A 12867-nucleotide genomic window follows, 5' to 3' on the forward strand; every position below is an offset into this window, starting at 1 on the left:
TGCGCGAGCAGCTATCACCCAGTAATGGGAATCCCCCTCCTGTGACGCGAAGCGCTAAGGTGGGGGAGGATGTCAAAGAACATGACCAAGACGACAAACACCAGGATCCCCAGGGCAATGTAGTCAAGTACCATCGATTTCTCCCGTCTGAGTCGCTAACAATGCTTCGATTGTCGAGTCGAGGCTTCGGCAATAATGACAGCATATGCCCTCGGTGCAAGTCTGCAATCGGAGAGTTGGTGTGGCGGTACAGGCATGGTTCATCGGTTGCTCATTTAACACACAAAATTGATTTGGTTAGATAAAATCAAACAGCAATAGATGCCCGGGCAAGGTGAGAGGTGAACCTGATGAACGAATGGTGCAGTGGCAAAGGATGGCGGCTTGGCCTGTTGCTGATCTGCCTGTTGTGGTCCCGCCTCGGCTGGACCGCCGAACCCAGAATGGAGCCCAATGAGCAGGAGTTGGCACAGACCCTGGTCCTGCTTCATGAACCCATCGTCATGCTGACGGCTAAATATGGCAACCTGGATGGGGCGGCCAGGGTACGGCTGGCCCATGAGCTAGTTCAGCGGATGGAGCCAAGCGACCTCATGACGCCTGTGGCCGTGACGAAAGGCAGCCGACACGGCCAGGAGAGCCGGGAGTTTCTGGTCAATGGCAAGCGCATTCTGGTGTTGCTGGAAGGGGACCTTGATGAATTCGACGAGCTGACCCTGGATCAGGCGGCCGAACGTGTCCTGCATCGGCTCGACGGCGTGCGCATCAAGTATCTCGAGCTGCACTCGACCCCCTATTTGCTCAGAGCCGTCGGCTTGGCGGTGGTGGTCAGCCTGATCTTCTTCGGCCTCATCTGGCTGTTGCAGCGGGGCCATCGGCGAGTCAGAAAGTGGCTGGCCAACCGCCTGTTGCTGCAGAAGGGGCTGGTCCCCCACTCCTGGCGCCAGGTCACCGGGAATGTCGAGGTCCGCTTGCTCGGCCTCATCACGCTGCTGCTCATCTTCATGCTCACCTATGGCTGGCTGACCTATGTGCTCGGCCTGTTCCCCCAGACCCGGGCCTGGAGCTATCAGCTTGGGGAATCCCTGTTTGCCCTGTGTGGCGACATGCTGGAGGGCATGATTGCCGCCATGCCCGGTCTGGTAACCGTGCTGCTTATCGTGGTCATCACCCGTTTCTTCATCAAGATGTGGGCCATCCTCTTCGACCGCATCGAGCGTGGCCAGTTTCGGGTGCAGGGTTTGCACGCCGAGACCATAGGCGCCACCCGGCGACTGCTGTCAGTGGTGATCTGGCTGTTTGCCCTGACGGTGGCCTACCCCTATCTGCCGGGTGCGGATTCCGATGCCTTCAAGGGGATCAGCGTCTTCTTCGGTCTGATGGTGACACTGGGATCGGCCGGTATCATGAACCATGCCATGAGCGGCCTGGTGCTCATTTACTCCCGCGCACTGCGGCCAGGGGATCTGGTGCAGATCGGCGAGGTGGAGGGGATGGTGAGCGAGCTCAATGCCCTCTCGACCAAGCTGGTGACGCGACAGGATCACGAGGTCACGCTGCCCAATGCGGTGGTGGTGGGGGGCAAGGTGGTGAACCTGACACGGCTGGCGGGCGAGAAGGGGGTGGTCCTGTTGACCAAGGTGACCATCGGTTATGACACCCCCTGGCGTCAGGTACATGCCATGCTGGAGCTGGCCGCGCGGCGCTGCACCCGGCTCAATCAGGATGAAGCTCCCCTGGTGCGGCAGTTGAATCTGCAGGATTGGTATGTGGAGTACGAGTTGCAGGTGAGGATGAAGGCAAGCGAACTCCCTGCGGTGGTCAAGACGGAACTCCATGGCCATATTCAGGATGTATTCAACGAGTTCGGGGTGCAGATCATGTCCCCCAACTTCATTGCCCAGCCGGAGCAGGCTGTGCTGGTGGCCAGGGAGCAGTGGTATCAGGCGCCGGCCCGGGCGCCCGATCCCGCCGAGCCCCCCGTCAGGGAGTGACCACGAAAAGCAGAGGCCCGGCAGCAATGCCGGGCCTCTTGTCATGAAGAGAAGCTGACGCCTCAGTTCTCCTTGGCCTCTCTCAGTTGGGAGGGCCTGAATTTCACCAGGAAGGCGAGGGTGATGAGGGCGGTGCTCACCAGACCGATGATGGTGGAAACATTCATCTCGAGGCCGAAACCGATGGGGGCGTTGGCCAGGTAGGTGATGACCACTGCGGTCATGAAGATGGCGGGAATGGTGCATACCCAGTGCAGCTTGCCTTCCTTGATGAGGTAGGCGGCCGCAGCCCACAGCATGATGACGGCGGTGGTCTGGTTGGCCCAGCCGAAGTAGCGCCAGATCACCCCGAACTCGGCCTTGGAGATGATGAAACCAAGGATGAACATGGGGATGGCGATGAGCAGACGCTTGGCCATGGGCTTCTGGGTCAGGTTCAGGAAGTCCGCCACGATGAGGCGGGCGCTGCGAAACGCGGTGTCACCGGAGGTGATGGGCAGGATCACCACGCCGAGGATCGCCAGGATGCCGCCCACGGTACCGAGCAGGCTGGTGGAGACTTCGTGCACCACGGCAGAGGGGCCGCCGCTGGCCAGGGTGGCGTTGAGTGCCTCGGTGCTGTCGTAGAAGGAGAGACCCAGGGTGCACCAGATGAGGGCGATGATCCCTTCCCCTATCATGGCTCCGTAGAAGATGAAGCGACCGGAGCTCTCGTTCTGCATGCAGCGCGCCATCAGCGGGGACTGGGTGGCGTGGAAACCGGAGACGGCACCACAGGCGATGGTGATGAACAGCAGCGGCCAGAGCGGCAGGTCCGTCGGGTGCAGGTTGGAGAAGTCCATCCCTGTGTTGTAGAAGCCCTTGCCGGAGACGATGAGGCCGATGATGAGGCCGACCGACATGAAGACCAGCAGCGCACCGAAGATGGGGTAGAAGCGGCCGATGATCTTGTCGATGGGGACGATGGTCGCGAGGATGTAGTAGGCGAAGATGGCCGCAATCCAGTAGACCAGATCGGTGGAGGTGAGGTTGGCGAGCAGGCCCGCCGGGCTCAGGACGAAGACCACGCCCACCAGCATCAGGAGCACCACGGCAAAGAGGTTCATGAAGTGCTTGGCGGCGGTGCCCAGGTGCTCACCGACCACGGTCGGCACCGAGGCGCCCCTGGCGCGTACCGACAGCATGCCGGAGAAATAGTCGTGGACCGCACCGGCGAAGATGCAGCCAAAGACGATCCAGAGCATGGCGACCGGACCATAGAGGGCACCCAGGATGGGGCCGAAGATGGGGCCGACGCCTGCGATGTTGAGCAGTTGAACCAGGTAGACCTTCTTGTCCGACATGGGGACATAGTCCACCCCGTCCGCCATGGTGATGGCGGGGGTCTTCAACTCGGGTTTGGGCCCGAATATCCGTTCGATGAATTTGCCGTATATGAAGTAGCCGGCTATCAACAAGCCGACACAGAGGAAGAACCAGATCATTGCTACGCTCCTGCTTTGTTATTTTTTGGTGTGCGCAGCCAGTGTAGGGGGGGACTTCTGTTAACGGCAGGTGAGAGGGGGTGAGCGGCGACATGGCGACCCGAGCGGTTGTCCGCTGTGATCCGGCGCACATCGCGCCCTGTTTTATTCCAGTCCCAGCTCGTCTTTTAGCTCCTTGAGGTAGCGGCGGCTGACCGGTACCCGGGCCCCGCTCGGGGTCACGATCTCCGCCAGCTGATTCTCCAGCAAACGGATTTCGAAGATGGCGGCCGGGGCCACCAGATACTGGCGGTGACAGCGCAGCAGCGGGGTCTTCTCCTCGAGGGACTTGAGGGTGAGCTGGGTGTGAAACAGCTCGCCCTGGCAGGCGACATGGACGCCGCCGAGATCGGAGAAGGCGTACTCCACCTGGGAGGTTGGGAGCAGCCGCACCCGGTTGTGCAGGTATCCGGGGATATGGTGGATGGTCGGGGCCAGGGTTCCGACCGGTTGCGGGGTGATGTCCTGCCTGAGCCGCGCCAGGGTCTTGGCGAGGCGCGCCGGCTCCACCGGCTTGAGCAGGTAATCGAAGGCGTTCTCCTCGAACGCCTGGATGGCGTAGTCGTCGAACGCGGTGACAAAGACGATGCGGGGCAGGGGATCGAGCATGGCCACCAGCTCCATGCCGCTGAGTTTGGGCATCTGGATATCGAGAAACACCACATCCGGCTTGAGTTGCTGGATGAGGCCGAGCGCCTCGATGGCGTTGCCCGCCATGCCCAGGATCTCGATGTCGGGATCGCTGGCCAGCAGCTCTGCCAGCTCCTCGCGGGCATAGGGCTCGTCATCGACGATCAGGGTGCGGATCATGTCATCTCCTTGGCGGTGGTGCGGGGTTGTCGTGGGAGTGTCAGGGAGACCCGGGTCCATTGCTCCGGCTCCCACTGGACGTCAATGCCATAGCGCTCGCCAAAGGCGCTCTTGAGGCGCTTGTCCACCAGGCTCATCCCCAGGCCATCCCCCTGGCCGGATGGCTGCCAGGCCCCGGCGTTGTCTTCGACGCAAAGGGTGATCGCCTCGGGGGTTTCCCTCGCGAAGAGGCGAAGTCGCCCCTCTCCCAGCAGGGAGCAGATGCCGTGCTTGATGGCATTCTCGATGAGGGGCTGCAGGGTGAAGCTCGGCAGTTGCACCTCGGCAAGGTGGGGCGGGATCTCGTTGATGACGGTAAGCCGCTCGCCAAAGCGGGCCTGCTCTATCTCCAGGTAGGAGAGGCAGTGCTCCTGCTCCTCACGCAGCGTGGTCAGGCCGCTCTGGCGCTTGAGGTTGTTGCGAAAGAAGCGGGAGAGGTGCAGCAGCAGCTCCCGTGCCCGTCCCGGATCGCGGCGGGTAATGGCGCTGATGGTGTTGAGGGTGTTGAACAGGAAGTGGGGGTTTATCTGTGCCTGCACCAGCTTGAGCTCGGATTGCACCAGCAGGCGCTGCTGCTGCTCCAGGCGGCCTGCCAGCAGCTGCTGGGACAACAGGTTGGCGATCCCTTCTCCCAGGGTGTGATTGATCTTGAGGAAGAGCCGCTTCTTGGGCTCATAGAGTTTGATGGTGCCGATCACTCCCTCGTCACCCTGCAGGGGGATCACCAGCACGGAGCCGAGCTGGCACTGGGGGGAGATGCTGCAACGATAGGGCTGGCTGTTGCCATCGGCGAACAGCACCTTGTTCTGGGCGATGGCTTGCAGGGTGATCGCCGAGGTGATGGGGGTGCCCGGCTTGTGGTGATCTTCTCCGGTGCCTATGAAGGCGAGGATCTTGTCGGTGTCCGTGATGGCGACGGCGCCGACGCCGGTCTCTTCCTGAACGATATGGGCTATCTTGCCGCTGGCCTCCGGAGTGAACCCCTGGCTCATGATGCCGACGGTACGGTTGGCGATGGTGAGCGCCTTGGCGGAGAAGACCCGGGAGAACTTTTCGTACATCCGCTGCTGGTCGCGGATCATGCTGATGAAGAGCGCCGCCCCGCAGGAGTTGGCGAGGATCATGGGGGTGGCGATGGTGCGCACCAGCAGCAGGGACTTGTCGAAGGGGGTGGCAACCAGCAGGATGATCACCATCTGCATGATCTCGGCCACGAAAGTGGTAAAGAAGGCGACCCTGGGGGCAAAGAGGTCATTGACCCTGCCTGCCCGCATCAGCCGCCAGTGCACCAGCCCCCCCAGCAAGCCTTCGCAGGTGGTGGAGATGGCGCAGGCGAGATCGGTGAACCCCCCCAGGGTATAGCGGTGCAGGCCGCCGGTCAGCCCTACCAGGCATCCCACCAGGGGGCCACCCAGTAGTCCCCCCAGTACGGCACCGACCGCCCGGGTGTTGGCGATGGCGTCATCGATGTCGAGGCCCACATAGGTTCCCAGGATGCAAAAGCAGGAGAAGATGACATAGATGAGCACCTTGTGGGGCAGCCTGACGGAGTAGTTGGCCAGGGGACGCAACAGGGGGCTTTTGGAAAAAAGGTAGGCGATGACCAGGCTGACGCTCATCTGCTGGAGCAGAGAGAGGACTAGTTGCATAAAAAAGCTTCCTCAAACACCACGCCGGAGCCGGGCGTTGTCATGACGCAGGGTGAGCCTGAGCCCGTCTTGATGCGGGCTGCGGGCTGAACGCTGCGGCAGTTTGCCAGAATGGAAAAATAAAACCATATAAAATCAGCACGTTAAATTGATATTTGTGTAATCGGTGCCCGCTTGATATTGCTGATGCGAGCATGAAGGTATCCACCGGATACACCACACGGATGTGGCATGCTCCGCCCGGCCATCGGCTGGGCGTTTTTTATCCAGCTCCAATGGTGGACGATTTCGAGGGGACCTGAGCAATTATTCAGGTTTGTCCAATGAGTTATCCCCAGCTTCTGGGGATAACTCAGAAGGCGAAATAGTAACAGACCCGCCGACCCAGACCGAAAAAGGCGCGTTGCGCGTCGTCTAGCTCTTCCTGTCTGAGGGTGGCGACGATGCTTCGCGCATCTTCCCGCAGATCGATCATGGCCACCCCTTCCGGCCGCTGCCCCTTGAGGTAGGGCAGCACCTTGGGTCTGAGGGGCATGCTGGGCTCGGTGGAGAGCACCAGGGCCAGGGCATCGTCATCCAGGCGCACCAGGGAACCCGGTGGATAGACCCCCAGCACCTTTATCAGCAACCTGACCTGGGTTTGCTCGAACTTCTTCTGGGAGAGCTTGTAGAGCTGGCCGATCACCTGGCTGGGCCCCGGCGGGTTGAGGCCGCTGCGCGGGTGAAGCAGCTCGTCATAGTGATCCACCAGCCCGATGAGGCGGGCGAGGGGGGGATCTTGTCGCCCTTGATCCCGAGGGGAAAACCGCTGCCATCGAGGCGTTCGTGATGCAGGTAGGCGACCTCGCGGATCCTGGGTTCGAAAGCCTGCAACTGGTTGAGCATCTCCAGTCCGTACTGGGGGTGCATGTTGAGGAAATTCTGCTCCGCCTTGCTGGCTCCCCACGCTTCTGGATGATCTGGCTCGGGATCCTGAGCTCGCCGATGTCGTGGATCAGGCCCGCCAGACCGGTCTCCTCGATCTCGACGGGATTCATGCCAAGCTCCCGTGCCATCAGCATGGCGATGAAGGCCACGCTCAGGCTGTGTTGCAGCAGGGTATCCGTGTTCTGGCTGCGGATGAGGTGCAGACCGAGCGGCCCCTGGTGTTCTGCCAGACGGGCGGCGGTGCTGCGCACTATCTGCGCAGTATTGGCCAGGCCTTCGTCCGGTTTGAGGTTGAGGGCGCCAAGGGCGTCGCGAAGATCTGACAGGGATTGACCGAACGCCTTGTCCGCGATGCGAAGGGAGCGCCTGAACGCCTTTTCGTCGAAGGTGGGGCCCTCAGAAGAGGGGGCGGTATCCCCGGTGTCGCTCATCTCAAGAGAGGGAACGGGTTCGGCCCGCAGCAGGGGCTCTACCGGCAGATCGCTCTTGTCGGGATCCACCATCAGCAGGGTCAGGTCGAGGTGGCGGATGATGTCGAGCTGCTGCTGGTCCTTGATTTTGAAGGCGTTGAACATGAAAGGGTGGCTCGTCCATCCCGTGGGAAGATGGATGTAGTGGCCGACTCTCAACTGCTCGATAGAGGCCTGTATCAGCGCCATGGACTAGCTCTTCTGTCGAATTTGCCTATCAACAAGCTAGCAAAATTAAACAGATAGACAAACAAAAAAGCCCGCGCATGTGCGCGGGCACTTGTCATCCGTGGCGTTTATCAGGCCTTGGATTTTTTCTTGTTGTCCACCTTGGTGTCGACCTTGGCTGCAACCGGGGCGGCAGCAGGGGCTTCCTCGATGAAGGGACGGCCGTAGTAGGTGTCCATCAGGATGGCTTTCAGCTCGGTGATCAGCGGGTAGCGCGGGTTGGCGCCGGTGCACTGGTCATCGAAGGCTTCCAGGGCCAGCTGGTCTACCTTGGCCAGGAAGTCCGCTTCGTTCACGCCGGCTTCGCGGATGGAGGCCGGGATCCCCAGGGTGGCCTTCAGCTCGTCCAGCCAGGTCAGCAGCTTCTCGATCTTGGCGGCGGTACGGTCACCGGCAGCGGTCAGGCCCAGGTGGTCAGCCACTTCGGCGTAGCGACGGCGAGCCTGCGGACGGTCGTACTGGGAGAACGCGGTCTGCTTGGTCGGGTTGTCGTTCGCGTTGTAGCGGATGACGTTGCTGATCAGCAGGGCGTTGGCCAGGCCGTGCGGAATGTGGAACTCGGCACCCAGTTTGTGAGCCATGGAGTGGCATACACCCAGGAAGGCGTTGGCGAACGCGATACCGGCGATGGTGGCGGCGTTGTGCACCTTCTCGCGGGCAACCGGGTCGTTGGCGCCGTTGATGTAGCTGGAGGGCAGGTAGTCCTTCAGCAGTTTCAGGGCTTGCAGCGCCTGACCGTCGGAGTATTCGTTGGCCAGCACGGAGACATAGGCTTCCATGGCGTGGGTCACGGCGTCGATACCACCGAAGGCACACAGGGATTTGGGCATGCCCATCACCAGGTTGGCATCCACGATGGCCATGTTCGGGGTCAGCTCGTAGTCGGCCAGCGGGTACTTCATGCCGGTGGCGTCGTCGGTCACGACCGCAAACGGGGTCACTTCAGAACCGGTACCGGACGTGGTGGTGATACAGACCAGTTCGGCCTTAACGCCCATTTTCGGGAACTTGTAGATACGCTTGCGGATGTCCATGAAGCGCATGGCCAGGTCTTCGAACGCGGTGTCCGGGTGCTCGTACATGACCCACATGATCTTGGCGGCATCCATGGGTGAACCACCACCCAGGGCGACGATCACGTCCGGCTTGAAGGAGTTGGCCATCTCGGCGCCCTTGCGGACCACGGACAGGGTGGGGTCGGCTTCCACTTCGTAGAAGATCTCCACTTCCATGTTCAGCTTCTTGAGCAGGCGAACCACTTCATCGGCATAGCCGTTGTTGAACAGGAAGCGGTCGGTCACCACCATGGCGCGCTTCTTGCCTTCCAGGTCGCCCAGGGCGATCGGCAGGGAACCACGACGGAAGTAGATGGATTTCGGAAGTTTGTGCCACAGCATATTTTCTGCCCGTTTTGCGACTGTCTTCTTGTTGATCAAGTGCTTGGGACCGACGTTCTCGGAGATGGAGTTACCACTCCAGGAGCCGCAACCCAGGGTCAGGGACGGGGCCAGCGCGAAGTTGTACAGGTCACCGATCCCACCCTGGGTGGAGGGGGTGTTGATGAGGATACGGGCGGTCTTCATCTTGTCGCCGAAGTACTTGATGCGGTCGGCATTGCGATCCTGGTCGGTATAGAGACCGGAGGTGTGGCCGATACCACCGATGTTGACCATGTCGCAGGCCATTTCGACGGCTTCTTCGAAGTTCTTGGCACGGAACATACCCAGCGTCGGGGAGAGTTTTTCGTGAGCGAACTCGTCTTCCGCGCAGAGTTCCAGACCTTCACCGATGAGGATCTTGGTGGTGGCAGGCACGGTCACACCGGCCATGGCGGCGATCTTGGTGGCCGGCTGGCCCACAATGTCGGCGTTCAGGGCGCCGTTGATCAGCAGCACTTTACGCACCTTGTCCGCTTCGTCCTTGGAGAGGATGTAGCCGGCGTGGGTCGCGAAACGCTCCTTGACCTGGTTGTAGATGGAGTCGACCACGATGACAGCCTGCTCGGAGGCACAGACCACGCCGTTGTCGAAGGTCTTGGACATCAGGATGGAGGCGACGGCACGCTTCACGTCGGCGGTTTCGTCGATGACGATGGGCACGTTGCCCGCACCCACACCGATGGCGGGTTTGCCGGAGGAGTAGGCGGCCTTCACCATGCCCGGGCCACCGGTGGCCAGGATCAGGTTGATGTCGTCGTGACGCATCAGGGCATTGGAGAGTTCGACGGAGGGTTGATCAATCCAGCCGATGATGTCTTTCGGCGCACCGGCAGCCACGGCTGCATCCAGTACCAGCTTGGCAGCGGTATTGGTGGAGTTCTTGGCGCGGGGGTGCGGGGAGAAGATGATGGCATTGCGGGTCTTCAGGGAGATGAGGGCCTTGAAGATCGCAGTGGAAGTCGGGTTGGTGGTCGGTACGATACCGCAGATGATGCCTACCGGCTCGGCGATGGTGATGGTGCCCATCTCGTCGTCCTGGCTCAGGATGCCGCAGGTCTTTTCATCTTTATAGGCGTTGTAGATGTATTCGGAGGCGAAGTGGTTTTTGATAACCTTGTCTTCGATGATACCCATACCGGATTCAGCCACGGCCATCTGGGCCAGGGGGATACGGGCGTTGCTGGCGGCCAGGGCGGCGGCACGGAAGACCTTGTCTACCTGCTCTTGCGAGAAGCTGGCGAATTGACGCTGTGCTTCTTTGACGCGGGCAACCAGTGCATCCAGTTCAGCCAAATTGGTTACTGCCATGTTTATCTCCTGATGATTTGAAAACTGTTTAGTAAGACCTTGGCAATGCCCGGCAATTATAGCCACCTTGTCAAGGCGAGAATCACCATAACGGGGTATTTACATGCCTTAGTAAACTGTTTTATGGCTCGATTATAGGGTCGGGATGTGTCAGAAAAGATTGATCTGGATCATATGTAACAAAAGAACAAAAGAAATTTTGTTTCACCCCTTGTCGCACCACTATGTTACGGGAGTGTGTCATCCTTTCTTGGCACCACGAGCTGCTGTCATGCGCCCTTGGAATATCTGCTCAGGGAAGGGGATCCGATGAATTCTCGCCTTGGCCGGGATGGGGGGAGGCGGTATCGCCGTGATGGTGGCAGAACGTCCACTCCCCTGACGTTTCATTTATGTTGAGAAAGGGGTTGTTGTTTTCATCCAGTCGCCCTGGCGAAACAGCACATCTGGCGGTGGCAGGGAGCGTGTCACCTCTTCACAGCCGGCCCCACTGGCGCCGCACCAGGGTGAGAAAGGCCAAAAATCGGGGTCACAGGAGCGGGTGGGGGCGGCAAGCAGGCGTGGTGAGAAGCAAGGGTGCCATTTGCCGAAAATATCGTTTCTTGGCTGAGGGTTGATATAACGCGCTGCCATGGCACCCGGCGATGTTAATGGCGACCTCTCTCCCTTAACAACCCGATATGTTGAATTTTTTCGATACATTAGCGGAACTAACTGAAAAGCCCCGGTAAGGGTGCAATGCTGTTCACTTAAGAGAATTTGAGTTCCAGTCCACGTAGTATCAGGGCTAAAAAATGAGGGAGGCATGATGCCTCCCTCTTTCTATTGCAAGCCACGCTGGATAAAGGCTGAAGGAACATCGACTGGAAACAGCCTTGCTCCCCCAACTCAAGTCGCATTTATGAATAATTAGTCAAAAATGTGCTTATCTGAACAGCATTGCGGTAAGGGTGAGATTATTTGATTGGAGAAGGGAAAAGCCATGGTGTAAATTTACGCGCAGTTTGGGGGCTGGCCCCTTGTGGCTCGTATTGGTTCTGGATGGCGCCTATGGCAGCAATAGACTTCTCTTTATACCTGAAATTTTTCGTCGGCCTGTTCGCGATCATCAACCCGCTGGGTCTGTTGCCGGTCTTTGTGAGCCTGACGGGCCACATGTCGCCGGAGGATCGACGCAAGACCAACACCACCGCCCACATTGCCGTGATGATCATCCTGATGGTCTCCATGTGCATGGGACAGCTCATCCTCGACAGTTTCGGCATCTCCCTGGCGTCGTTTCGCATTGCCGGTGGCTCGCTGATCACCCTGATCGCCTGGTCCATGCTGCAGGGCAAGCTGGGGGAGGTGAAGCACAACAAGCAGGAGAAGGGTGAACTGGCTGCGCGTGAATCTATTGCCGTGGTGCCCCTGGCACTGCCGCTGATGGCCGGACCCGGTGCCATCTCCTCTTCCATCGTCTATGCCAGCCAGAAGACCCTGCCCCAGATGGCCGGCATGTTCATGGTGGTGGTGGCGTTTGCCTGCTGTTCCTGGCTCATCTTCCGGGCTGCTCCCCTGCTGTTCAAGCTGATGGGCAACACCGGCATCAACGTGGTGACCCGTATCATGGGTCTCATCATGATGTCCCTTGGCATCGAGATCATCGTGGCGGGCATCAAGGGAGTCTTCCCCGGTCTGGTGTGAGCCAGGTCCGTTTTTGTCGGAGCCGGTCCTTGTGACCGGCTTTTTATTGTTTCTTTTTTGTTGGTCATTTCCTAGAATCGAGCGGCCTTGTACGAAAAACGACCACCTCGGGATATTTAAATGCTGAATAAATGGTTTTAAGTTGTTTTTTTGACCATGAAAGAGGCCTGTTCCTGATGATATCTATTGCATTATCAGAATTGTCAGGGAATTATGCGGGCAGCGAGGTGTTTGTCTCGTGGATAACAAATGCATGGAATGTTCTTGTTGGAGTATGGAAATGACTCATAGAAAAACAATTATTAATACCCTTTTATTGACTGCACTTTTCGGTGGCGCCACCCTGGCTCACGCCGCCGATGTCCCCGCCGGTACCAAGCTTGCTCCCGAGCAAACCCTGGTGAAAGGCAATGGTTCCGAACCCGCCACCCTGGATCCCCAGAAAGTGGAAGGTACCCCCGAATCCAACGTATTGCGTGACCTGTTCGAAGGTCTCGTCTCCTCCGGCCCCAAGGGTGAAACCCTGCCTGGCGTCGCCGAGTCCTGGGAAACCAAGGACAACAAACATTACGTGTTCCACCTGCGCAAGGATGCCAAGTGGTCCAACGGGGATCCCGTCACCGCTCATGACTTCGTCTTTGCCTTCCAGCGCGCGGTGGATCCCAAGACGGCCTCTCCTTACTCCTGGTACATGGAGATCCCGACCATCATCAATGCCTGTCTCTTGATCAGATCTTGATCCCCTGCGCCATCAGATCCTTGGCGGCAAGAAAGCCATCCAGTTTACTTTGCAG

Annotated in this window: 6 protein-coding genes and 2 pseudogenes; 3 read left to right on the top strand and 5 right to left on the bottom strand. The window is 59.4% G+C overall.

The genetic code is table 11. The annotated features are described in order from the left end of the window. Positions 1–350: 350 nt before the first annotated feature. On the top strand, positions 351–1994 hold the full coding sequence (locus OKB81_RS15745) for a mechanosensitive ion channel family protein (protein WP_270664260.1): 1644 nt from the start codon (positions 351–353) through the stop codon (positions 1992–1994). A gap of 62 nt (positions 1995–2056) precedes the next feature. On the opposite strand, the gene OKB81_RS15750 is transcribed toward OKB81_RS15745, so the two are convergent. The 5 genes and pseudogenes from OKB81_RS15750 to adhE all read right to left on the bottom strand — a co-directional run bounded on the left by OKB81_RS15750 (position 2057) and on the right by adhE (position 10387). Continuing rightward, on the bottom strand, positions 2057–3478 hold the full coding sequence (locus tag OKB81_RS15750) for a carbon starvation CstA family protein (RefSeq protein WP_103261847.1): 1422 nt from the start codon (positions 3476–3478) through the stop codon (positions 2057–2059). A 144-nt stretch (positions 3479–3622) separates the two neighbouring features. Next, positions 3623–4327, bottom strand: a complete 705-nt coding sequence (gene btsR, locus OKB81_RS15755) for a two-component system response regulator BtsR (protein ID WP_010674324.1) — start codon at positions 4325–4327, stop codon at positions 3623–3625. Beyond that, complete coding sequence (locus OKB81_RS15760) at positions 4324–6015, bottom strand: sensor histidine kinase (protein ID WP_045525458.1); 1692 nt, start codon at positions 6013–6015, stop codon at positions 4324–4326. The genes btsR and OKB81_RS15760 overlap by 4 nt, the downstream gene beginning before the upstream one ends. 352 nt (positions 6016–6367) lie before the next feature. Then, positions 6368–7601 (bottom strand): annotated as a pseudogene (locus tag OKB81_RS15765) (HD-GYP domain-containing protein). Positions 7602–7711: 110 nt separating this feature from the next. Then, positions 7712–10387 (bottom strand): bifunctional acetaldehyde-CoA/alcohol dehydrogenase, encoded by a 2676-nt coding sequence (gene adhE, locus OKB81_RS15770; protein WP_041215422.1) that lies wholly within the window; start codon positions 10385–10387, stop codon positions 7712–7714. A 1050-nt stretch (positions 10388–11437) separates the two neighbouring features. Here adhE and OKB81_RS15775 point away from each other — a divergent pair. Both OKB81_RS15775 and OKB81_RS15780 read left to right on the top strand, forming a co-directional pair. Beyond that, the gene (locus OKB81_RS15775; RefSeq protein ID WP_270664263.1) at positions 11438–12073 is read left to right on the top strand and encodes a YchE family NAAT transporter; all 636 of its coding nucleotides are present in this window, start codon (positions 11438–11440) and stop codon (positions 12071–12073) included. A 280-nt stretch (positions 12074–12353) separates the two neighbouring features. Then, positions 12354–12803, top strand: a pseudogene (locus tag OKB81_RS15780) (ABC transporter substrate-binding protein); the annotation flags it as partial. Positions 12804–12867 lie beyond the last annotated feature (64 nt).

The organism is Aeromonas sp. QDB56, assembly GCF_027705505.1.
Taxonomy (GTDB): domain Bacteria; phylum Pseudomonadota; class Gammaproteobacteria; order Enterobacterales; family Aeromonadaceae; genus Aeromonas; species Aeromonas caviae.